The sequence below is a fragment of the Cohnella rhizoplanae genome (assembly GCF_948329515.1).
GTDB classification, from domain to species: domain Bacteria; phylum Bacillota; class Bacilli; order Paenibacillales; family Paenibacillaceae; genus Cohnella; species Cohnella rhizoplanae.
In genome coordinates, this window is record NZ_CAOJCN010000007.1 from 38,114 (window position 1) to 62,181 (window position 24,068).

Genomic DNA, 24,068 nt, shown 5'->3' on the forward strand with positions numbered 1-24,068 from the left:
ATCACACATTCAAACATCTGATGGAGGTTTTTTCTTGAAAAAGTTTAGTTCGATGGCTTCGGCGCTTGTTTTGGCTCTTGGTGTCGTTTACGGTTACTCTTCCTTGACGGACAAGCCGGCATACGCGGCGAGCAGCACGACCACGCAAGTCTTCTCCGCCGCCGCCGACTTCGGAACCGTGCAAGGCGAGCATCAATGGTTCTATCAGAAGCTCGTAGGCACCGCATACACGGACCTCGCCTACAGTGCAGCGAACAAGCGCTGGCAGCCGGCGAACAGCGATTATCCGTGGGTATCGAAGGACAAGCAGCATCCGGACGGGAATGCCGATTCCGTCCTCAAGTGGGTATCGCCTGCCAAAGGCACGATCGCGATCACCGGAGAAGTAACCAGAGCCTTCAGCGAAGGTGACGGCATCGTGGTTACGGTCTTGAAGGACAGCAAGATGCTGTGGAAAAACACGCTGACGTTCGTTAAGGGGTACGCGCCGAAAAGCGTCGGAAGCGTCCCGGTCGAGAAGGGAACGGCAATCTACTTTATCGTAAGCCGCAATAAAACTGCCGTCAGCGATGAAGCGCTGTGGAGCCCGACCATCGAACTCAAGTCCGACGCGCCGGTACAAACGGCCGCCCCGACGGCTACAGCTACGCCTACGCCTGCTCCTTCGGCTACGCCTTCTCCCACTGCCACTCCAGCTCCTATTATCACTTCGGCTCCATCGGCAACTCCCGCCCCTATTGCCACGCCTGCTCCATCCGCAACTCCCGCTCCGACCGCGGCTCCGGCTGCAACGCCGGCTCCCACGGCTACGCCGGCTGCCGCAGGCATCGACGTGACGAGCTGCGGCGCGACGGCTGACGACGGCAAGGACGACTATGCCGCCTTCGTCTCCTGCCTGAGCAAGGCCAAGACGCAGGGCAAGCCGGTGACCGTACCGGCCGGCAACTTCACCCTCGGCAAAATATTGACGCTTGACGGCGTAAGCCTGAGCGGAGCGGGCATGGACAAGACCACGCTAACCTCCACGGACCCGCTGAACGGCTCCATCGACATCAAAGGCAACGGCGTCACGCTCAGCGGCATCAAGCATGCGTACGCGACGACCGTCCCGCGCGGCAACGGCGCCAACGAGAAGAACAGCATCACCGTCCGCAGCGCGACGAACTTCGTCATCGACCGCGTCTACGTCTACAAATCCAGCACGGCAGGCATTCTGGTAACCTATGACGCCAAGGGCGGCCGGATCACCAACAACGTGGTCGACTCGACGGGCGCGGACGGCATTCATATCACGAACGGCAGCAGCGATATTACGATCGAAGGCAACCTCGTGAAGGGCGTAGGCGACGATACGATCGCGGTCGTCAGCTACGGACAGGACCGGCCCGCCGTCAACCATGTCACCATTCGCAACAACGATGTCGGATACGGCTCCCTGGCGCGCGGCATCTCCGTCGTCGGCGGCACTGACGTGCTGATCGAAGCCAACTCCGTCAAGGAGACGATGATGGCGGGCATCTATATCGCTTGCGAAGGCTCGTACAACACGGCAAATGTCAGCAATGTGACGGTAAAAGGCAATACGATCGACCATACGGGCATCCAAGAACCTCAGAACCATCCGAACGTGCTCGTCTACGCCTCGACGGGCATGATCGACAACGTCGCCTTTACGGGCAACACGATCAAGAACGCCGCGCACCGCGGAATCGGAGTATGGGGCGACGGCCAGATCAAGGACATCTACTTTACCGGCAATACGCTGATCAACGACAAGGGCGCCAACACGACGTTCAAGAACGGCACGATTCATCTGCTGGATAACATCGGCTTCTAAGTCGCCATCCGCCGCCGACTATGCCGAACCGGGCCGAGCTCATCGCTGCCCCTCATGCCGCAGTGGACAGCCTCTGCCATTTGCTTAAAAACGCGTTCATCTAGTGTGCTCCTGTATTGGCTAGTTCATGTTAGGGATAAGCGCTAACAGCCTGCACGCGGCTTAACGGCAATAGAAGAATACATGAGGAAGACAAAAAAGCCCCGATCCCAATGGATCGAGGCGACTTCCCCAAAGTTCTCTTAGGCCTGTACGATTACCACGGCAGTTCGCTCTCTTGGAAGAAGAACTTGCCCGACGGTCCGTCGGCCGGCAGCGTTGCGAGCATTACGCTTGTTTTACTGCTTTCTTCAATTTCCATATCGGCATATTTTCCGCCCAATTTGGTCTTGACCCAGCCTGGATGCGCGGAATTGACCTTAACGCGGGTATGTCTCAGCTCATGCGCCAGGTGATTGGTGAACGTATTGATGGCTGTCTTGGATGCATCGTACGCCAGCAGCTTCACGTCGTATATCGACGACTCCGGGTTGGCATGCACGGTCAGCGAGCCGAGGACGCTCGATACGTTGACGATGCGGCCTTCAGGCGATTCGAGGAGCAGCGGCAGCAAGCGCTGCGTCAACGCGATCGGACCAAAAAAGTTGGCGTCGAACGTCTCGCGCAGGACGTCCGGCGTAACGGTCGAGCTGTTGTTCATCGGGACGAGGTCTTCTACTTCGAGCTGAACCCCTGCATTGTTGACGAGAACGTCGAGCTTGCCGTAGCGTTGCTCGAAGTAATCATAAGCAGCCTGATGATCCGCCGCTTGATTGACGTCAAACGTCAGAACCTCGGCTTCCACCTTCGCTGCGAGCAGCTTATCGAGCGCCGCCTGTCCCCGCTCCGCATCGCGCGAGCCAATGACGACCCGAAGGCCGAGCTTGCCCAGATCAAGCGCGGTTTGCAGCCCTATTCCCCCGTTGCCTCCGGTGATAAACGCGACCTTGCCTTTATATAGCGTAGACATGCATGATCTCTCCTTCGAATGTGAGTATCGATTCCAACTGTCAGTATTCTTGTTGCAGTTCGAATCATATCACATTTGAGAACGATCGGTAAAGAATTATTTTTTGAAGGTCTTGTTTCCGCCTCTTCTTTACGTTTTAAAAATGAACAAGCAAAAAACCGGCTGGACGATGGTCGCAGGCCGGTTGCGTTATTTGATGACAGGTCTCTCACGCTGCGATTCATTTACCGTCGATTCGCACAGTCGCCCTCAGACCCACCAATTGTCCGTTTCGTTATCCGTAAGCGGCAGCGCAGAACGGCCGTTCCAGTCATAACGCACTTCCCGATCCCCGCCGATCCGCCAATGGGCCGGACAGGCATTGTACAGCCAGTCCAGCGGTTCGGCAGTCGGGTTCGGCCGGGACGCTACGGCAAAAGCTGTCGTCAGCGCTTCGATCTGCTCGGGCGTCGCTTCCCCGGGGGCTACGGACACGAATAACGGCGTACCGCTATTCGCCAGGATGTCCAGCCAACGGCTGTTAAGCTCCCACGGCACCTCGGAGGTGATCCCTACGCAATCCGCATCATGGCTGAAAAAGGTGCCATGCTGAGGCATCCGGAATGCCAGCGTGTTGATGCCCATGCGCCGGGTTCGCTCCCACGACCTGCCGCTGGTATCGTCGCCCGTCCGCTGAATGGCAAAAATGCCTGCCGCCAAATGCCCGATCGTATTGCATCCGATCACCAGGCTGTCGCCGGCCGCTTCCGCAATGGTCCGGTACAGGTCGAGCACGATCTCCGCGCTCGTTCTCGACCGATCCGAGAAGGCGTATGGCAGCGCTTGAGGGCGGCTGCGCATGCTCATCCCCCACTGGCCGAACAGATCGTAGGTCGAGAAATCATGCTTGATCAGCTCGTAGCCCCAGTCATGGATGCGCCCGATAAATTCTTTAACATACGCGAGCACTTCCGGATGGCTGGGATCGAGGAAATGCCCTTGCTTCGTATGCAGGATCCAAGACGCCGGCACATACTCATGCGTGAGCAGCGGACGGCACCAAATGCCGGGCCGGACGCCTTCTTCCTTCATTTGGCCCGCAAGCTTGCGCATATCCGGGAATGCCCGATTGCCGATCCAGGGACCGCCGTTCCCGGTAACGCCCGCTCCGAGCTGCCAGCAATCGTCAATGACCATAAACGGACGGTTCGGTTGATTCCCAGCCAATTGGCTGATAAACCGCGAATCCTCCAGAATTTGCTCGTGCGAGCTTTTCCCGTATGCGTAATACCAGTTGTTGCCTCCATACACGGGGAAAGACGGCATCACGGGCGCATCGCACATCTCCCGGCACAATTCTCGCGTCGTCTCATAGGCCGACTGCCCGCCGGTACTGTTGACCTGTACGACGACGGCAACGTCCAATACCCGATCGCCCAGCTCGACGCCGACATTACCGCTGCAGACGTCGGCGTTCAGCGAGATGCCTTCGGCATCCACCAGCCAGTAACACATGGCAGCAGGGCCTGTTTTTACGCCAAATCCGGTCGTCTCATGACCGTCATGAACGACGGCGTACCAAGGAAGCGCGCGGTCCGGTTGAAGCCCCTGCCAGCCCAGATCGCCATATCCGCGCTCCCAATGGTCGCCCAGGATCTGCACCGGCTGATTAAAGGCATGATTCCAACGAAGGCGCACATTAAGAACCGCTTGATTGGGGGCGGATAAAGTAATCTTAACCTGAGGCTGATTGCTCGCAAGCCGACCGCCGGACCGCCCTTCGCGCGATATCGTTTGTATCGACGTGCGCGCTTCCATTTGCTCTGCGGCCCATATGCCGTTGCCGTTATTCTGCAAGCTCTGCCAGCCCCGCTCGGTCTCCACGAAGACGGCGGCAGGCCATTCATTTACTTTAATATTCAATTTCATATACGCTCCTTTAGCTGCCAGCTATAATATAAAGGCCCGGGAGGCTAGGCTCCCGGGCCGCCAATCATCTATTTACAGCGTCGCTTCGACCCTATTAATCGCTTCTGCCAATTGAGTCGCGACTTCGTTGCAGCTATTGAAGGCTTGCGTGACTTGGAAATCGAGCTCGTTCGCTTCCAGTACAGCCTTAGATGCGATATCCGCGCTATCGATCGCCTGCTTAATCGCTTCACGGCTGGCTTGCGTTAAGTTCCTGTTCATTAACAGATCGCCGTTGGAAGTAAGCATTTCAGCAGCCAAAGCCGCCATTTCAGATGCGCTATTCGCAGTATATTGCAATCGCGTCGCATGCTGCCTGGCTTGGAATGCTCGATCGTTAATCTCTTCCGATCGCTTGCGGGCATCGTTCATGGCGGACGTCAATTGGCTAATGGTTGTATGCGTATAAGTTCCCCCGATGTTTTTGTTATAAATATATTGTATTATACGAATAGGAAAATAGATAGTTTTCAGGATGGCGCTTCCTTGTCGTAGTGGAGAGCCGAAGCACCCCGGCCAAATGTGGGTATCAACAATAAGCATAGTCATTTTTTTGAGGGGAGAATTTCCTTGCACCCAGACGACGGCGCGATGCTCCAACAATTACAAACGCATGCCGAGGATTTGCGCAAATGGATTTCGTTTTATCAAAAAACGCATGAAGACTATCGATTAAAGCAATACGAAAAGTATCTAGCCAATACGCTGATGGCGATTGATAAATTAATGAACCCTTAAATGATCAAGCCATTCAGCTTTAACGTCCCCGCAGCCTTTAGCTGCTTCCGATCGATTTTTAACCTCTCGGTCCCCCTAATCTTAGTCGATCCGATGGCCCCTCCGGCGCTTCAGGAAAATTGTACCTGAAAGCGCTTAACTGTACCTTGTTCGTCTCTCCTCCCTAACACTATGATCAGAGCGAAGAAAGCGCTGTCTTGATTGGCGTTCATCCAATCCGCAGGCAGCGCGTTCTTGACGACACTCTAATCGTGTAAAGGAGAGGAATTCATGAAGGTATGGTCCAAAGCAAGGATTGCTGTAAAATTGCAAGCATCGATCAAACCGGCAGGCGCGGTCGTCCTGGGACTCGCCCTGCTGCTGACCGCCGTATTCGGCGGCTTCGGCTTCCCGCCGCCCCGCGTCGCGGAGGCCGCGAACAACGGATTGGCCTTGAAGCCGCTTATGGGCTGGAGCAGCTACAGCATGCAGGTGTATTCCGGCAGCGGCGCATGGATCACGGCGGCGCAGATCAAAGCGCAGTCGGACGCGATGCACCTGAAGCTGCAGTCGCACGGGTACGAGTACATTAACGTGGACGCGGGCTGGAACGGCGGCCTGGACGGCTATGGACGGCCCGTGCCGAGCGCGACGCTTTATCCGAATGGACTGACGGACGTCATTAATTACGTGCATGCCAACGGGCAGAAGTTCGGCTTGTATCTGATCCCGGGCCTCTCCCCGCAAGCCTACGACGCCGATCTGCCGATCTACGGCGCGCCGGGCTGCTCCATGCAGGACATCGCCGTCCAACCGCTTACTACCGCGGATTATTGGGGGTTGGATTATAAGATTAATTTTGCGAACCCATGCGCACAAAGCTACATTAATTCAATCGCGGATCTGCTCGATTCCTGGGGCGTCGACTTCGTGAAGTTCGACAGCGTCACCCCGGGCTCCGGACATAACGATACGTCGATCGACGCCCGCGGCGACGTGGCCGCATGGTCCCAGGCGCTGAGCGCCCGCGGCATCTGGTTCGAGATCTCGTGGGCGCTCGACCACAACTACGTCGACACGTGGAAGCAGTACGCCAACGGCTGGCGCGTGGACTGGGACGTCGAATGCTATTGCGTCAATACGGCGCTGACGAGCTGGCCGAACATCGCCCGGCTGTTCCCGGATGCCGCCGTCTGGTGGCGGGACGCCGGTCCGGGCGGCTGGAACGACTTCGACTCACTCGACGTAGGCAACGGCGCCATGGACGGCCTGACGCAGGACGAGCGGCAGACGGCGATGTCGCTATGGGCGATGTCCTCGGCCCAGCTATATACGGGCAATGACTTGACCAACCTGGACGCTTATGGCCTGTCGCTGTTAACGAACGATGAAGTGATCGCCGTCAACCAAGCGGGTCGGCCCGCCCATCCCGTATCGACCTCGACCAACCAACAGGTTTGGTACGCCAACAACGGGGACGGCAGTTATACCGTCGGTCTGTTCAACCTCGGCGCCTCCGCCGCGACGGTGACGGTGAATTGGAACGATATCGGCCTGAACGGCGCCGCGTCGGTCCGCGATCTGTGGAGCCGCAGCGACCTCGGGTCGTTCAACGCGGGTTACAGCTCCGTCAATTTGCCGGCGCACGGTTCGAGGCTGCTCAAGGTGACGGCCGCCGGAGGCGCCGTGACCGCCAACGACGACGATACCGGCATTAAGTATACGGGCGCCTGGCAGCGCAGCTTCAACCGCGGACTCGGCGATTATCAGGACGACGTGCATTTCACCCAGACGAACAACGATGCCTTCGAATATACCTTCCAGGGCACCGGCATCGATCTGATTACGGAGAAATCCGCCGACCAAGGCAATGTCGACGTCTATCTCGATAACGTCTTCAAAGGAACGGTCAGTACGTATAACGCCACGCGGCAGACGCAGCAGACCGTGTACAGCGCCAGCGGACTGACGAACGGCTCGCATACGCTGAAGGTCGTCAAGAAATCCGGCGCCTACATGCTGCTTGACAAGCTGCGTTTCTTCGTGGCGTCGCCGCTCGCGGCGAACGATACGGATTCGGGTATCTCGTATTCGGGCGCCTGGTCGCTCAGCAGCGCCAGAGGCTCCGGCGACTATCAGGACGACGTCCACTACACGCAGACGAACAACGATTACGCGCAATATACGTTCAACGGAACAGGCGTCGACCTCGTCACGGAGAAGGACGCGTCTCAAGGCGACATCGACATTTACATCGACAACGTCTTCAAGAAAACCGTGAATACGTACAGCCCTTCGCGCCTCGCCCAGCAAACCGTATACAGCATAGGCGGACTGCCGAGCGGCGCGCATACGATTAAAGCCGTCAAAAAATCCGGTACTTACATGCTCATCGACCAGTTAAAAATGAAAAGCTCGCGCATCCAGTACAACGACACCGACTCCGGCATCGTCTACACGGGCTCCTGGTCGCTCAACGCCAACCGCGGCTACGGCGATTACAACAACGACGTGCATTTCACCCAGACGAACAACGATGCCTTCCAGTTCGCCTTCACGGGAACGGGCGTCGAGCTCATCACGGAGAAGGACGCGTCCCAGGGCAATGTCGACATCTACATCGACAACGTATTCCAGACGACGGTCAACACCTCGAGCGCCGCGCGGCAAGTCAATCAAGTCGTCTATCAGGCGACGGGCTTGACCGGCGGAAGCCATACGCTCAAGGCCGTCAAGAAGTCCGGCGCTTACATGCTGCTGGACTCCATTCGAGTCGCGCCGTAACGGATAGAAAAGGAGCCCGACCCGCTGCGGATGATCTGTCATCCCCATGCGAAGGGCTCCCTTTTATTTGGCTCCTTTTAATGAGGCCGCCTTAATTCGCAGCGCGTCAGCCTAGACCTTGATGTTGTAAAAGCGGTCTGGCTTGGTCCGGAGGGTGTCCACCCTTACACATCGATGTCCAGCGTTAGACCCAAACTCATGTTAAGCATCCGCATGATCATGAGCAGCGATTCTAATCTGGTCGCATGGGCTTGCGGCCTGAATGCCCCGTCCCCATTGCCTTTGATGATCCCCGAATCGGCTAAAGCACCGATCGCACGCTCCGCCCAACCGCCTGAAACGTCGTTGAACTTGATCGGAGTGGAGCTTGAAGTCGCGTTGATAATACTGGAGAGCATAGATGCAATCTCAGCTCTTGTGATGATCTGATTGGGCTTGAAGGACCCGTCCAGGTATCCGTTAATAATCCCGTTTGATTTTAATGCCTTGATATCCTTCTCGGCCCAGTGTCCGCCGACATCCTTAAAATTAGAACTTCCCGTGGGCTCTAAACCAAGCGCCTTCACGAACATACTGGCAAATTCCGCTCGAGTAACAGAAGCATCCGCACGGAATAAACCGTCCGCGTAACCCTTGACGATGCCAAACTTGGTTGCCAGCGCAATGCTTTTGGCATACCTCGAATGGTCAGGCACATCCTTAAACGCGACCGCCTGCACCGAATCCGATTTTTGGGCGATCGCCTTAATCGCATCCAAACTTATTTTTCCATTGAAAAACGGCGGGGCTGACGGCGTAGCTGTAGGCGTTGTTCCCGGAGATGCCGCAGGCGTGGATGCCGGCGTTGCCGCAGGCGTTGATGCCGGCGCAGCCGTAGGCGTCGGTGTTGGAGTTGGTGTAGATGTTGCCGTCGGCGTAGGTATTGTCGTCGGCGTAGCTTCTGGCGTCGGACTCTGTTGACCGCTCCCTACAGCGGCGATCACGTAAGCGCTGCTCGAAACGACGGTAGCGGCTAACTGCGAATTCACGAGCTTTAGGCTCGAAAGTTTAACTTCGGCATTTCCGCCTCCAATCGCCTTAAAGGTGAGGGTAGCCAATGTCGCGCTGCCGTTCCGCCCCGCCGTTCCGCCTATTTGGGTATGCGCGACTTGAATGGCGTTGTCTTTGAGTATAGGGGCTATTGCGAATCCGGTATTGCCGCTGTCCGCGCGCACAAACTGCAAACGGCTGGCGTCGTAAGTTAAATTGACTTCGTAAGCATACAAATCGATCAGATTCGCGCCATTGACTTTGACTTGAAAAGTATCGTCCACGGCTGGGGAAGCGTTGGTAAGAGACAGGGAAAAGCCGGGCGCGCTATCGGCGAACGCAGCTATGGGAGACAAGCTCCAGACGCTGAACAGACATAGGAACAAAGACAAGTTAAATACAAGCCGTTTACGTTGCACCTAGGTTCATCCTTTCGGAAAGAGATAGGGGGAGGGTGTCTTGCACCCGCCCCCAAACAAGTATTTAGCCAATGATGAATCTGGCAATTGCCGCTAAATCAACGACGTCTATCTTATTGTCGCCGCTCAGATCCGCCATTCGATAGACGCTCCAATTCGTATCGGCGGATGTTCTTCCATAGGAAGCGGCCGCCATGGCCAGATCGCCGACGCTGACTTTACCATCTCCGTTCACGTCGCCCGCAATCGCCATAATTTGAATGCTGTAGACGGTTTCGTCGCTCAACGTCGTTTCAACCCCGTTCTCGTCGGCGATAACGACGTCGCTCATCGAAAGGGTGCTTAATCCCGTTGAAGCAGTCGCTTTCGCCTTGAAGTGCAGGATCAACAGCGGCGTCGTTCCCATCACTTCATTTCCCGCGCCGGTGCTTGCCGTAATGATTCGTACCTGACCCGGCGATTCCGTTAGCGCCAAGATCGAGAGCCCGCTCTTTAAAGACGCTGCGGAAAGAAATTCAACCTTCGTAGCGTCGTAGTTAAAAGTCTGCTCCTGCGCATAAACCGCTTGCGTCACGCTGCTTAAGCCGTAAGTGACATCGAACGGCTGACCCGCGACGACGCTTGAGGTCCCGGTCAACGTGCTCGTTATCGATGCTGCGGCGGCCACCTTAAAGTTCAATGACTTGGTCGACTCGATATTCCCGGCGTTATCGATGCTGCGATACGCAAAATCATAGCTTCCTTCGCCATAGGCCGGAATGGAACCCGTATAAGGAGCCCATGGTCCGTCGTTTACGCGATACTCCGTTTTGGCGACGCCGGATGCGTTATCGGTCGCGGCCAAGCTTACCGTCACTTCCGATTCATACCATCCGTCGTCCCCGTCGGGCGACGCCGGACTTAAAGTTCCCGTACTTACCGGCGCGACTCTATCGATGTTGCTTACCGTATAGCTTGTCACATGGGACGCATTTCCTTCGGCATTTTTTCCTCTTGCGTACACGGTGTTATTGTCGGCAACGACAATCGGTGCCGTATATGTGGTCCAGGTGCCGCTAGCGCCCAATTTATATTCCTTTACCACCGCTTCGCTCGGGTAGTCGATCGTTACCGTGACATCCGCGTTCGTCGGCTCCGTGATATCGGCGGAAAGGGTCGCATCCGCCGGCCCCGAATCGCTCGCGACGGAAGTCAGCGTGTAAGTCGTTCCTGCAGAACCGCCAAAGACAAGTACGTTGCCTTCCTTCGTGACGGTTCCAAATTGTACCTCGTCGCCATGTTCGATTCTCCACTTGCCCGGCGCCAGATCGGTCACGATGAATTGCGTGTCGTTGGAGCCGCCATAGACGGCGAATGTGACCGATCCCGACAGCCGCTTGCCAGTCTTACTGAACAGGACCGCTTTATCGGCAAGCTGTACGCCGACAAGCGCAGGGGCATCCAGCTTCTGCACGGGCAACGGCTGTTTGTCGCCGTCCATGACCTGCAGCACGTTCAGGAACAAATCTTCCTTCGCCGGCGTACCCGGCGAGAGCTGAATGCGCCAAGCGCCCGGTTCCTCGGTGTTGGTCGCCGGATTGGAAGGGACGACCGGATAGTTCGTTCCGAACACGTCGAAGTCGTGCCCGGGACCGCCGACTTTTTCGATGACGGCGTTGGAGGCTTCGGGCAGCAACGTTTGATGGACAAGCTTTCCGCTGTCGCCGTTCTCCGTACGGGTTATCGTCGACGTTTTCGTCGCTTGGTCGATGACGGGCTCCTCCATGCTGTGCAGCAGCCAATATTTCTTGAAGTTGGGATCCGAGGAGACCACCCGGTCAAAGACGATCATCGCTGCCGGATTGTCGGAATCCTTCAGGTTGAGGAACATCATCGAACGCTGGTACTGTTCCATCTTGGCCGTGTAACCGGCTGTCAGATCGCCCTTGATGTAACTGTAGTCCGGCGTGAGCGGATCGGGTCCGAACTCGTGTCCCTGCACCTCTCCGAATTCGTAGTTGCTGCCGAATAAATCCTGCAGCGTCTGCGCATCGCTCCCGGTGCGGTCCGGACCGGTATCCCGCCAGCGCTGCCCGCCGTCGTTCCCCGTCGTGCCTTCGCTCGGGTCGTACACGAGCATCGAATTATGCGCGATCGTACGCTTGTTGTAATATTGATCGTGCGGACTATAGTAGTCGCTCGCGCCGCCGCTTGGCGTCTTGCCGGAATAAATGCCCGAGTCGATCGCCAGGCCTCCCTTGTAATAAATCTGGAAGCTGCCGAAGTCCATATGCTCATGATTGCCGAAGCGGCGGTTGCCGATCTTCATCTCGGCGATCACGCTTGGCGATTGGTGCGTCGTCGTGGACACGTCGTCCCAGCCCGTCCGCGCGACCATGGATGCTTCGGGATCGTTAAAATAGTGCGTGAGCGGAAGCGCGTTCGGCGGCTGCGCCTCGGCAGCCGTGTCTTCGTCCAGCAGTAGAATTTCATAGATCGGCATCTCATTCGGCTTATACGTCTCCATGAATTCATTCTTAATATAGGGATCGTCGAATTGCGAGGCGGCAAGCATCGCGAGCGCCGGGGTGCGCCACTCCACGTTCAGCGGGGTATATACGGAATTGAATTCATCGCCGTCCCGCAACAGTTGTCCATCCGGTCTGCGCGTGTACATCTGCTTGTAAAGGACCTTGCTCTGCTCGATGGAGAACGGGCTCGGCAGTCCCATCTTGGTGAAAATCGTCGTCGCCCACAGCTCTGTGGCGTAGCGGGCCGCTCCATAAGCTGCGCCCTGATGATGGGAATCAGAACCGTAGAAGTAATCGCGCACCGGTACGGCCTTGTTCAGAAACTCGGGAACGACGCGATTATAGATATTCGGGTATTCATCGTAAACGGCGATCGCCGCGCTGAGCAGATGACGGAACAGCTGGTCTTCGGCGCCGTGCCCCGTACCGAGCGGGTATTCAAACACTTTTGTGCCGGAGTCGTAATAACGCATCTCCATATCCCCCGCGAATCGCACGATGGCATCCTTAAACTTAGTCTTCTGCTCAGCCGTGAGCAAAGGATAACACCAGTCGTAGACAAGCGCGACCATCTCCAGGAGCTGTCCGGTATTATTGTTGTAATCACGTACTTTATATTGGACGGTATCCACAATGTTAATCGCCGTTTCCACGGCCTTCTGGCCTTTCGCGAGACTTTGCTCCGGATCCAGCATGTAGGCAAAAGCGTTGGCGTTCACCTGCGACAGCAAGCTGAGTATAATATTGCTCTGGCCTGGAGCGGCAGGCGGCAGCGCCCCTCCCGTGTTCATGCCCAGATCGACGAGCTCCCAATTCGTATTGTCCTCGGATACGAGAATATCGAACAAATAGACGCGGCTCGTGTCATAGTTAAAGATGATGTCCAGCGATTGAACGGGCGTATTCGATCCCAGGTCAAAGGTAATCGTCCCCATCAGGTCAAAGTTGCAGTATAACGTATTTACGTCTTTATCAATCGCCTTTTCCGGTGCAAATTCGCTTGAATTCGAGCATACGGCGCTGCTGGTCGCGCCTTGTACGGGAACCTCTTCCCGGCCTCCCCCTGCACCGTTCTTGAAGACTTCCAGTTCTCTGATGGCCAACGCGTTCGAGCCTGTGCTTCCGCGGCTAACAAGGCGTACATAGCGGGCGTCCTCTACGGCAGGAAATGTGAACGTTTGCATTTCGTTCGCCGTCGACGTTAGATTGCTTCGAGACGTGTAGCCTTTCGCGCTTCGCTGCTCTTCCAGGTTGGCAAAAATAGGTTGAAAGAACGGCATCGTCTGCTTGGCCAGAATCCCTGGAATATCCTCGCTCCGGACAAAAAGTCTGGGATGCCCGCTGCTTGGCGCGGGTATGGTGGCAGCCGTATATACAGGAGGCTCGACCGGAACCTGTACATCGGCGTCTACGACCGCATCATTGTAGACATAGACCGGCTCACGCGTCTTTACATAACCGGGTTTTTCTACCATGACAAAATAACGATCGGGCAGCGCGACCGCAGGGAATGAATAGCTTCCATTCATGTCGGTCGTGACACTGCTCGTTACCGCCGTGCTTGCGGCGTGATCGGTCTCCTTAAACAAGCGGACCGTCGCGCCTGGGAGCGGCCCACCGTCCGCTAGCTCCGTGACCGTGCCGGAGATCGGATGCGGGATATATGCAGGGTCCTGAACCATCTGAATGTTGGACGTATTCGATCCCTCGGTCACTTGAACCTGGGCGACTTGCGTGACGAACCCGGACCGCACGGCTCGAATGACGTATGCGCCCGGATCCATATTCGACAAGACGTACGAGCCGTCATCCCCGCTGGTCGCGCTTGCGATCGGATGGGCGAATGCCGTATCCGATGCAAGGTGCAGGTTCAATTTTACCGAAGGTACGGGGGTTCCCGTGCCTTGTTGCGTTACCGTTCCCTTCAACATCGTCAGTTTTTTCAGCCTGACATCATCGAAATATACTTTTCCCGTTTGCGTTAAACCGGTGATGAGGCGTATCCGGATGGAAGCCGTATTTGCGGGCGCCTGCATGGAGACGGTCATCTCGCTCCATTTGCCCGCGCCTCCGGCTACCGCTATTCGCGTATCCTTGATCGACTGACCTAGCGAATTGTCAAAAGCAAGCACGAGAACGCCGTATGCATTCGTTTCATAAAACGCGCTAACGGTGGCTTTGTATACCTCTCCCGCCACCGCTGGGATGGCCGCCGAATTTACGCCAAAATACCCGTCGGCCTTCGTATCGTCGAGCAAAAGACTATTGGCTCCCGAATGGACCGTCGATGAGTTAATCTGTGCCGGATTCGTGGGCCAGAGCTGCTGCCAGCTCGTGAGACCGCTTTCAAAACCTGGATTGGCAATCGTCACCGGCGTCGAAGCATCGGCAGCCGGTACAGGCATTACAGGAAATATACTCACTGTAACGATAAAGGCTAGCAACCACTTTACTGCCTTAAACATGATTCTGTCCTCCCTCTCAATTGTACATCTGTTCATATGAACATCGTACAATGCGGGATTTCTTAAATAAATGATGCAGGATTATGATAATCGGCGGAAAACTATACTAAACGGTTCGCGAGCTGCTGTGAGAGCTCATATGCGCTTCGCTCTACCCAGTTGTGGGCGAGCTTGCCGTCGCGAACCTGCATGACTGCGATGCCGGAGAGCTGAATAGGGCGATCGTCGGGCGGAGAACCCAGTACGCCCTGGTTGTACCCCGTGACGACCCAGCGCGAGACGACGCGCGTACCGTCGGCGCTGCTGAACATGTCGAGGCTCTTCAGCCTCATGTCGCGGATCCTCGAGGTGAAGGCGCGAACCCATTCCTTGAAGACGGCGCGCCCCACGACGTCGCCGTCCGGGTTCGAAAGGATGAAATCATCGGTGCAAAGACGGTCGATCGCGTCGAGGTCCTGCGGAAGATTATATACTTTGGCCCAGAACTCGGTCAGAAGTTTCTCGCCTTGACTGTCGAATAAAGCCATCTGTGAGGATCACCTCAAGGACATATTGGGTTTGGAATTCGTGCGCCTGGCGTCTTCTTAAATGATTTTTCTATAAATCGTAACTGAACCTCTTGTGATGAGGGATTTCAGACTCACGCTTAGAAACGTATGATACCATGTCCAACCGTTAAGCCATTTGATTAATCCGGTTTTTCGTTCAGCCCAAAATTCAAAAAGGGTAAGTGGAACCGTAAATAAGAATACTTTGTACACGATAGCCGGTAGTCTATCTTTGCTTGTCATTTGATTGTATATAACGGTCGCCGTTGGATAAAGGACTGTATCATATAGAACGTGAATTTTAAATATTTTCGAAAATAGTCGTGTAGGATAGGAAATATATTTTCCCGTAACCCATTTATCAATTGCAATATTGGTAATGGCGTTAAAACCATATGCGAAGAACCAGTCCTTTCTAGGTTGACGTTTCATAATGAAGAGCAATACTCCAAGCGTAATCATAAGGATCCCGTATAAGAATTTCTTTTCATTTTTTTTGCTTCCCATGAAAATCACCTCGAGATTAGGTTCTTCATTGTTTTGTATTTCTATTCGCTTTATCGGAACGACTTATCGTCCTTCATTGCACGACGGTCGCTTATGGACTGGAATGTCCCGTAATACTTAAAGGAAGACATATTTCCCAAACGGGATATTTCTAATACACTGTGTAAAGACTGCACTTTCAGCGATACTTGGACATCGGAGGTCTGTTATGCGGGAACGAATGAGACGAAACGAAGTTCCGGCGTCGAGCACATGGGATCTGAGCGACTTGTATCCGAATCCTGAAGCATGGGAGCAGGAGCGGATCGAGATATTGAACCTACTGGACGAGTCGCCTCTGTGGAAAAAGCAGGGAACCTTGGATGCGCAAGCGCTTCTGGCTGCCCTGACGTCATTCGAGGCGTTGAGCCTGCGGGTCAATCACTTGACGGCGTATTCCCGGCTTCGGCTCTCAGAAGACAGCAGCGACGCCGAATCGCAAAATATGGCCGGGAAGATCGGAGAAGTTACAGCAAAGTTTCAGGCCAATTCATCCGATCTAAAATCCAAAGTTCTCCGGATGGAGGACGGCAGCATCGAGCAAGCGATACAGGAGGAAGAGGCGCTGGCGCCTTTCCGCAAGTATCTGCGCGATATGCGGGAGGCAAAGCCCTACCGCCTGTCGGAAGAGAGCGAATTCGTGCTGGCTTCGCTGCAGGAAGTGCTGCATTTACCGTATACCTTTTATCAGCGCAGCAAGCTTTCCGATATGACCTTCTCCTCCGTACGCGACGGTGAGGGCGCCGTTCGCCCGGTTTCGTTTTCGTTATTCGAAAACGATTACGAGTTGAACCCCGATCCGGTTCTGAGGCGGGCAGCTTATCAATCGTTTACGGACACGCTCGAGGCCTACAAGCATGGCATCGCCTCCGCCTATGCCGGGGAAGTACAGCGGCAGACGGTTATCGCCCGGCTCAGAGGGTATGCATCCGCGACACATATGCTGCTTCATTCTCAGCAAGTCGGCGTGGATATATACCATCGCATCATCGGAACCCTCTTCAGTGAATTGGCGCCGCATATGCGCCGTTTCGTCCGTCTCAAGCAGAGAATACTTGGATTGGAGAAGCTTTCGTACTGCGACTTGAAGGTTCCGTTCGACGACTCCTCCGGCACGGAGACGATATCCTTTAAAGAAGCCGGTCAAATCATCGTAGAAGCCACCCGAGTGATGGGACCGGCGTATACGGAGCTGATGAAGCAGGGGGTTTCCCGACGGTGGATCGATTACGCTGACAACAAAGGCAAATCCACCGGGGCTTTTTGCAACACGCCGTACGGAAAACACGCGCGAATCCTACTGACTTGGGCCGGCCATATGAGCAATGCTTTCCTTCTGGCACACGAGCTCGGCCATGCGGGTCACTTCATGCTGGCCGCGCGGCATCAGCGCTTCGTGAACTACCGCCCATCGCTATTCTTCATCGAGGCTCCGTCTACGCTAAGCGAGCTTCTTCTTGCGGAATATCTACGTTATCAGTCCGACAGTCGGGAGACGAAGCGCTCGGTCTTGATGAATCAGTTGAACCACACTTATTACCACAATTTCGTGACGCATCTGCTCGAAGCCGAAATGCAAAGACGCGTATATGCGGCGGCCGACGAAGGCGCGACGCTTACGGCGGCGTCGTTATCCGCGATGAAAGGCAGCGTGTTGTCCGAATTTTGGGGAGACGCGGTGGAGATCGATGCAGGCGCCCGTTTGACATGGATGCGGCAGCCTCATTATTACATGGGCTTATATCCATATACATACGGGGCCGGCTTGACCGTATCGACTGCCATGATGGCTCAAATTCGGGATGAGGGGAGCGACGCTGTGGAGCGCTGGCTTCGCGTACTGAAGGCGGGAGGATCCATGAAGCCGTTTGAATTGCTCCGATCGGCCGGCATCGACTTCTCGGACGCGCGTCCCGTTCACGACGCTGCGTCATTCGTCGGCGGCCTCGTTGACGAACTGGAGGCCTTATCGTAAGACAATTAGCGGCGGGCGAAGACCAGAAAATAAAGTCTTATACCTGCCGCTGTTTATCAGTTGTGCTCAGGGCGATATATGAGTTGTACAACGCCTGATGAGAACGTTTTTGTATGAACCGTTCAATGCTCAATGAATCCTATTATAATTATCCTTGTATAACGAATTCCATCTCTTCAAATGTATTTGGCACTTGTAAGCTGAGCACCTGCAGCGCTTCATCATAAGACCAGCTGCCGCCGGCTTCCTCCAGTCCTACAGATCCCGCGCTAATTGATTTAGGCGCGAAGTTCATCGCTTTCAGCTGAATTTGAAGCCGCTTGCGCTCGCCGTTCATCCCTTTGGTCAGGTAAGCAAGCTTTAAGGAGACCTTATCTTCATGGAATACGGCCGTCGACTGTAATAGGTTGTAGACGCCCTTCTCATAGTCGTAGGTACGCGCATCGTCCTCATACCATTGACCGTCTGACCCGGTCCCCGGCGCTCCGGCATACACGCTCAGCGTCACGTCGGCCTGCTCGTTCATTACCGGCTTCCACTCCTCCTCCGCAAGCTCCGGCAGGAGGCTTCCCGCCTTGGCGTACAGCGGCAATACGTCCATAGGCGCATGAGCCAATATCGTGCGCCCGCCTGCGTGGCGCTCGCCCGTCCAATAATCGATCCATTCTCCAGCCGGCAAATAAACCGAGCGGAATTCCGTACCGGGACGAAGAATCGGCGCTACGAGCAGGCTCGTGCCGACCAGGAACTGATCGCATAGATTGAATGCGCTGCGGTCGTCCGGGTACTCCAGTATGAGCGGGCGCATGATCGGCAGACCGGTCTTATGCGCTTCATGGAACTGCGTATACAGATAAGGAAGAAGCTTGTAGCGCAAACGAATGAATTTACGGCAGATGTCTTCGATCTGCGGACCGAACGACCACGGCTCCTGGCGGATCGACTCCAGTACGCTATGGTTGCGGCAGTAAGGGAAGAACACGCCCGCTTGCGTCCAACGCGCCAGCAGCTCCGGCGAGGCGTTGTGGGCAAAGCCGCCGATATCCGGTCCCGAGAAGGGCTGTCCGGATAAGCCAAGGTTAAGCACCATCGGAATCGCCATCGCCAGGTGCTCCCAGAAGCTGCGGTTATCCCCGGTCCAGGTGGCCGCATATTTCTGTACGCCCGCATAGCCGGCGCGCGTCAATACGAAGGGCCGCTCCCCGTCCAGCTGCTTCTTCAAGCCCTGCTGGGTCGCCATCGACATCAGCATTCCGTATAGATTATGAAGCTCGCGGTGCGTCTTCATGTCGCCGTCGTTGCCGTGAACGACATCGAGATCCATCGTTTTCGAAGCGTTGAATACGGCAGGCTCGTTCATGTCATTCCAGATGCCGTGAATGCCGAGATCCGTATAATAACGATGCTGCTCGCCCCACCAGTCGCGCACTTGCGCTTCGGTGAAGTCGGGGAACGCGCTCGCTCCCGGCCACACGTTGCCGATGAAGACCTCGCCTTCCAGTTTGCGGCAGAAGTAATCGTTTTTCGTGCCTTCCCGGTAAGGCGCGTACTCCGGGTCCTTCTTGACGCCGGGATCCACGATCGGCACAATCTTGATTCCCATCTCGCCCAGCTCGTCGATCATCTGCTTCGGATTCGGGAACCGAACCGGATCGAAGGTGAACACGCGGTATTCATCCATATAGTGAATATCCAAGTAAATCACGTCGCACGGAATGTTCTTGCTGCGGAAATTCCTGGCGAGCTTCATGACCTCCTCTTGGTCCATGTAGCTGTAACGGGATTGATGGTACCCGATGGCCCATGCCGGCGGCAGCTCCATCCGGCCCGTCAAGCCGCTGTACCGCTGTACGACGTCCTTCAATTGAGGCCCGTACACGAAGTAATAATCGATCTTGCCCGAGTTGACCTGAATCTTGTAGGAGGTCTCGCTCGAGCGCATATCGAACGAGGAGCGTCCCGGATTATCAAGAAAAATGCCGTAGGCGGGCCGATCGTAGCGGAAATGGACGAGAAACGGAATGGATACGTACAAGCATTCGATCTCGGGCACATGCGGATCGTAGACGTCCGAATTCCACATGTCGTACTTCTCGCCCTTTTTGTCCAGGAAGCTCGTCTTCTCCCCCAGTCCGTAGATATGGGAATCCGTCTCCATCGCTTTCCGGATGCCGTACACGCCTCGTCCTTCGCGGTACAGATCTATCTCCCTCGAAATCAATTCGCCGTCGGCGTTATAAAAATCGATTCGGGCATCGCGTTTATGCACGACGACCGCAAGGGTCGGCAGGACCAGCTTGTACAGCTGAAGCTCTTCCTCCAAGCGCGCGTCGACGGCGGTGTAAGCTTCCATTTGAACCGCGATCGTCGACTTCACATCGAGCGCATGGTCAAGCAGCAGCTTGACGCGAACGATATGGTCGTTGACCGGCTGCAGCATAATCGACGCGTGTTCGCCCCTGAACACGTAGACGCCCTGTTCGCTTAGAACCGACTGAATCGCGCCGATATGCCAATCAATCTTAGGTTTATCGTCATGTTCTATTTTGTCGGGATGTATCGTTTCGCTCGTTTGCACAAGATGATCTCCTATTCTCTCTAATCTTCAAGTTATCGAATCTGCGCTCAGCCTTTGACCGAACCAAGCGTGATGCCTTTTACGAAATACTTTTGGAAGAAAGGATAAATCATGAGAAGCGGCAGCATGGAGATGAAGATCTTCGCCGCGTTTAAGGTTTGGTTCGACATGGTCGACAGCCGCTTGGCCGATTCGGCGTCGATCTTAGCAGGATTAAGCACGATCGTGACTTGGCGGATGTAAGACTGCAAAGGATAATTTTCGTTTTTCGTCATTAACACCAGCGCCTGGAAAAACTCGTTCCAATGCCCTACGATCGTAAATACGAGAATCGTGGCCATGACCGGCGTGGACAGCGGCAGGAAAATGCCGAACAAGATGCGCCATGGGCCCGCTCCGTCAATTAACGCTGATTCTTCCATTTCCTTCGGCAGATTCCGGAAGAAGTTCATGACGAGAATGACGTTAAAGACAGGCAAGCCGCCGCCAAGCACCAGTCCCCAGATGTTGTTGATCATGCCCAGCGACTTCATCGTCATGTACCAAGGGACCAGGCCGCCGCTGAACAGCATGCAAAAGATCAATAGCCACATGAGGATATTTCTTGGCTTGAATTCCTTGGCGGTCTTCGATAGCGGATAGGCCATGAGCAGCACCACGAAGAAAGCAATGATCGCACCGAGGACGACGCGCTCTACCGATATGAAAAACGACCTGAAAAACTGTCCGTCCTCGATGATGGTCGCGTAAGAGTTGAACGTTAAGCCCTGGGGCCAGAAAAACACGTCGCCGCCCGCTACGGCCGCTCTGTCGCTCAGGGATACGACGAGCGTATACCAGACAGGCAGGATACATAAAAGCGTGATGACGATCAGCAGAACTTTATTGACTCCGTTAAACAGCCTAGTGAGCGCGGAACGATCCTCTACCATTGTGATCACGTCTTTCCGTTAAAAAATTCTGTAGTTCGCAAAACGGTAAGCGAGCGTGTAAGAAACCGAGATGAGAACCAAACCCACAACCGATTTAAGCAAGCCGACCGCCGTCGCAAGCCCGTACTGCATATCGATGAGACCCGCCCGATACACCCAGGTGTCGATAATATCGCCTGTCGAATAGACCGTTGGATTATACAGATTGAATATTTGATCGAAACCGGCATTCAGTATATTCCCGAGACTTAGCGTACCAAGCAAAACGGCGACCGGTAAAATACTCGGAAGCGTAATACGGGTCAACCGTTTAAACTGGGATGCGCCGTCAATGGCAGCCGCTTCGTACATTTCAGGGTTGATGGAAGTTAAAGCCGCAAAGAAAATGATCGCCGCAAATCCGAATTCCTTCCAAATGTCGCTGAAAACAACCATCCAAGGGAATATATTGGGATTCGCGAAAAACAGCATCGGCTCCGCGCCGAATAGGGAGAGAACCTGATTAATCGGGCCCGAGTAGGAAAAGATATCCAGCATAATGCCCGCAATAATAACCCAAGACAAAAAGTGAGGTAAGTACACGATCGTCTGAACCGAACGGGTAAACAGCCTGTTCTTTACTTCATTCAACATTAGCGCGAACGCTAAAGGCACGATCAAGTTGCCGATCATTTTAAACAGCGCGATCACGATCGTATTTTTGAATATGACTTTGCTATCGTCAAGCTGGAACATGTACTCGAAGTTGTCTAGACCGACCCACTCCGACTTGAATATGCCGAGTCCCGGATTAAAGTCCTTAAAGGCCATCAGCACGCCGTACATCGGGAACAGATTATAAAGCGCGAGCCATATCAATCCAGGGAGGAGCATCAGAAAATAATGTTTAGAAACGCCTCGGTTAAGCATATCCATTCTCCTTAACAGGAACATCAAGGCGAGTGAAGCCGCCACTCGCCTTGAGCATGATCCTTTATTTCAGTTCATTGACTTCCGCCGTAATATCGTCTCCGCCTTGCTGCTTCCACTTCGCGACGAAGGTATCGAATTCGTCGACCGGAGCGATCCCCATAATGATTTTCAGGAAGGTCTCGTCCTCGAGCTTCTTCAGGTTGGTCCACTTGGTTTGCATCGTTTTGGTTTGGGCCGTCGCGATACTCTTCACGTAGTTGACGTCCGCGTCCACGAACGTAGATCCGCCGTTCAGATGCGCGTAGACATGGGCGAAGAAGTCCGGATCCGTTTTTTGATCCCAGTATTGAATGTCATAGTTGTCGAACGGCTCTTTTTTGATGTTTTTAACGTGCGAGGAAAGCTCGTAAGTAAAGCCGTAGTTCACTTTGTCGACTTCCTCAAGCTTCATTTCGCCCGTAAGCACCTTCTGCGTCGTTTTTACCGCGTACTGCAGTTGGTCGCCGAAGCCCATGATCAGGAACAACGGAATTTCCTGAGAGGTCATTTCTTTGCCTACGGCCGTTTTATAGCTCTCGGCTTTTTCGGACACGTGCAGATTCAGCATTTTGATAATGGCTTCCGGGTGCTCGTATTTCTTATTCACGACGATGAAGTTGCTGCCCGTCGCTTGGTTGGAGTTAAATACGCCCGCATCGTTCAATGGCGCGGCATAAGGTCTCCAGTTGGCTTCCGGGTTGCTCTTGATCGCGTCCTGCAGATCGTACGGCGACCACCAAGGGCCGAAGAAGATGCCCGCCTGCCCGCTTGTCAGCGCCTCCTTCGAGCTTTTTCTTAAGCCGATTTCTTTGTCCAAGATGCCCTTGGCGTACCAGTCGCGCATCAAGGCCAACGTTGCCTTGGTCTCGGCCGTCGTCGAGCCGTATACGGCATTGCCGCCGTCATCCTTCACCCAGATGCCCGGATAGGCGTCGTTGGCGAAGAACAACGACGAGAAGTTCATGAAATGGTCGCCGGAAGACAGGAACGTAGAATAAAGCGATCCGCCCTGCTGCGTGCCTACGATTCCGAGCGTGTTTTCGCCGCCCGTTTTATTGTCGATGAAGGCTTTCGCGACCTTCTCGAGGTCTTCCAGCGATTTCGGCGCTTCGAGTCCGAGCTTGTCGAGCCAATCCTTGCGGATCCAGGTCATCGGTGCCGAAGGCAGCGTCGTCTCGGGCAGCGCGTACAGCTTGCCGTCGAAGGTTACGCCTTCGAGAAGGCCCGGATTCGTCTTATAAATCTGCTTCAGCCGTTCTGCGCCGTACTGGTCGTATACTTCCGTCAAGTCGGCCAGCTGACCGGCCTTCACCATTTGTCTAAGCTGCGTTTCGTTAACGAGCATCGCATCCGGCAGGTTGTTGCTTGCGATCGCCAAGCTTACCTTTTGACCGTAATCGGCCGGGGCGGCTTCCCACTCATGTTTAACGACGATGTTGTAGGAATCCTTCAGCCAGCGCGTATACACGTTGTCTTCGGCCGTATCCTCGCCTTCGTATTTGTAGGTAGGATCCACGCTTCTGCCGAGCGATACTTCGACCGGTTCCGGGAACTTGCCCATGGGATCGACGGCTGCACCCGTCGGCGCGGCGCCGCTCGAGCTGCTGCTTGCCGCAGGGCTGGCGCTGCCGGATGCGTTGTTGTCCGCGTTGTTGTTGCTTGCGCATGCGCCCAAGCTGATCGCAACGGTCAGACCGACTGCCAAGGTCTTGAAACTCTTATTCATTTTCTTTCCCCCAGATGGTTTATTCATTTCGCATCCTTGCAGATTTATTATAATTCCTCATGCGCATGGGCCGCGTTAGAAGATCCGTGCCAGTA

At 54.9% G+C, this 24,068-nt stretch carries 14 protein-coding genes; 3 read left to right on the plus strand and 11 right to left on the minus strand.

The genetic code is table 11. The features are described from left to right. Positions 1–34 precede the first annotated feature (34 nt). Positions 35–1,837, plus strand: a complete 1,803-nt coding sequence (locus PQG80_RS12920) for a right-handed parallel beta-helix repeat-containing protein (RefSeq protein ID WP_271751780.1) — start codon at positions 35–37, stop codon at positions 1,835–1,837. Between the two features lie 256 nt (positions 1,838–2,093). On the opposite strand, the gene PQG80_RS12925 is transcribed toward PQG80_RS12920, so the two are convergent. The 3 genes from PQG80_RS12925 to PQG80_RS12935 all read right to left on the minus strand — a co-directional run bounded on the left by PQG80_RS12925 (position 2,094) and on the right by PQG80_RS12935 (position 5,396). Continuing rightward, the gene (locus tag PQG80_RS12925; RefSeq protein ID WP_271751781.1) at positions 2,094–2,846 is read right to left on the minus strand and encodes an SDR family NAD(P)-dependent oxidoreductase; all 753 of its coding nucleotides are present in this window, start codon (positions 2,844–2,846) and stop codon (positions 2,094–2,096) included. A 249-nt stretch (positions 2,847–3,095) separates the two neighbouring features. Beyond that, a complete protein-coding gene (locus PQG80_RS12930) occupies positions 3,096–4,748 on the minus strand; it encodes an alpha-amylase family protein (RefSeq protein WP_271751782.1) in 1,653 nt (550 codons plus the stop codon). A gap of 78 nt (positions 4,749–4,826) precedes the next feature. After that, positions 4,827–5,396, minus strand: coding sequence for a hypothetical protein (locus tag PQG80_RS12935; RefSeq protein WP_271751783.1), 570 nt, complete (start codon positions 5,394–5,396; stop codon positions 4,827–4,829). A 405-nt stretch (positions 5,397–5,801) separates the two neighbouring features. On the opposite strand from PQG80_RS12935, the gene PQG80_RS12940 reads away from it, so the two are divergent. Beyond that, positions 5,802–8,294 carry a glycoside hydrolase family 27 protein gene (locus PQG80_RS12940; RefSeq protein ID WP_271751784.1) on the plus strand — a complete coding sequence of 831 codons (2,493 nt, stop codon included), beginning with the start codon at positions 5,802–5,804 and terminating at the stop codon, positions 8,292–8,294. A 164-nt stretch (positions 8,295–8,458) separates the two neighbouring features. Here the strand turns inward: PQG80_RS12940 and PQG80_RS12945 are convergent, their stop codons facing one another. From PQG80_RS12945 to PQG80_RS12960, 4 genes are all read right to left on the minus strand, one after another. Next, positions 8,459–9,742 carry an S-layer homology domain-containing protein gene (locus tag PQG80_RS12945; RefSeq protein ID WP_271751785.1) on the minus strand — a complete coding sequence of 428 codons (1,284 nt, stop codon included), beginning with the start codon at positions 9,740–9,742 and terminating at the stop codon, positions 8,459–8,461. 64 nt (positions 9,743–9,806) lie between these two features. Then, entirely contained in the window at positions 9,807–14,717 is a 4,911-nt protein-coding gene (hepB, locus tag PQG80_RS12950; RefSeq protein WP_271751786.1) for a heparin/heparin-sulfate lyase HepB, read from the minus strand. A gap of 101 nt (positions 14,718–14,818) precedes the next feature. Further along, positions 14,819–15,244 (minus strand): ester cyclase, encoded by a 426-nt coding sequence (locus tag PQG80_RS12955; RefSeq protein ID WP_271751787.1) that lies wholly within the window; start codon positions 15,242–15,244, stop codon positions 14,819–14,821. Between the two features lie 57 nt (positions 15,245–15,301). Continuing rightward, a complete protein-coding gene (locus PQG80_RS12960; RefSeq protein ID WP_271751788.1) occupies positions 15,302–15,772 on the minus strand; it encodes a CBO0543 family protein in 471 nt (156 codons plus the stop codon). Positions 15,773–15,980: 208 nt separating this feature from the next. On the opposite strand from PQG80_RS12960, the gene pepF reads away from it, so the two are divergent. After that, positions 15,981–17,786, plus strand: a complete 1,806-nt coding sequence (pepF, locus tag PQG80_RS12965; RefSeq protein WP_271751789.1) for an oligoendopeptidase F — start codon at positions 15,981–15,983, stop codon at positions 17,784–17,786. Positions 17,787–17,934: 148 nt separating this feature from the next. On the opposite strand, the gene PQG80_RS12970 is transcribed toward pepF, so the two are convergent. From PQG80_RS12970 to PQG80_RS12985, 4 genes are all read right to left on the minus strand, one after another. Next, on the minus strand, positions 17,935–20,364 hold the full coding sequence (locus PQG80_RS12970; protein WP_271751790.1) for a glycoside hydrolase family 31 protein: 2,430 nt from the start codon (positions 20,362–20,364) through the stop codon (positions 17,935–17,937). A gap of 47 nt (positions 20,365–20,411) precedes the next feature. After that, a complete protein-coding gene (locus tag PQG80_RS12975; protein WP_271751791.1) occupies positions 20,412–21,296 on the minus strand; it encodes a carbohydrate ABC transporter permease in 885 nt (294 codons plus the stop codon). A gap of 18 nt (positions 21,297–21,314) precedes the next feature. Beyond that, entirely contained in the window at positions 21,315–22,205 is an 891-nt protein-coding gene (locus PQG80_RS12980) for an ABC transporter permease (protein ID WP_271751792.1), read from the minus strand. A 64-nt stretch (positions 22,206–22,269) separates the two neighbouring features. After that, complete coding sequence (locus PQG80_RS12985; RefSeq protein WP_271751793.1) at positions 22,270–23,973, minus strand: type 2 periplasmic-binding domain-containing protein; 1,704 nt, start codon at positions 23,971–23,973, stop codon at positions 22,270–22,272. Between the last annotated feature and the right edge of the window lie 95 nt (positions 23,974–24,068).

Bases quoted from the DNA above. Each gene is read 5' to 3' on its own strand.
- pepF (WP_271751789.1), top strand. From the start codon at position 15,981: ATGCGGGAACGAATGAGACGAAACGAAGTTCCGGCGTCGAGCACATGG.
- PQG80_RS12940 (WP_271751784.1), top strand. From the start codon at position 5,802: ATGAAGGTATGGTCCAAAGCAAGGATTGCTGTAAAATTGCAAGCATCG.
- PQG80_RS12975 (WP_271751791.1), bottom strand. From the start codon at position 21,296: ATGGTAGAGGATCGTTCCGCGCTCACTAGGCTGTTTAACGGAGTCAAT.
- PQG80_RS12955 (WP_271751787.1), bottom strand. From the start codon at position 15,244: ATGGCTTTATTCGACAGTCAAGGCGAGAAACTTCTGACCGAGTTCTGG.
- PQG80_RS12985 (WP_271751793.1), bottom strand. From the start codon at position 23,973: ATGAATAAGAGTTTCAAGACCTTGGCAGTCGGTCTGACCGTTGCGATC.
- PQG80_RS12960 (WP_271751788.1), bottom strand. From the start codon at position 15,772: ATGGGAAGCAAAAAAAATGAAAAGAAATTCTTATACGGGATCCTTATG.
- PQG80_RS12980 (WP_271751792.1), bottom strand. From the start codon at position 22,205: ATGCTTAACCGAGGCGTTTCTAAACATTATTTTCTGATGCTCCTCCCT.
- PQG80_RS12925 (WP_271751781.1), bottom strand. From the start codon at position 2,846: ATGTCTACGCTATATAAAGGCAAGGTCGCGTTTATCACCGGAGGCAAC.
- hepB (WP_271751786.1), bottom strand. From the start codon at position 14,717: ATGTTTAAGGCAGTAAAGTGGTTGCTAGCCTTTATCGTTACAGTGAGT.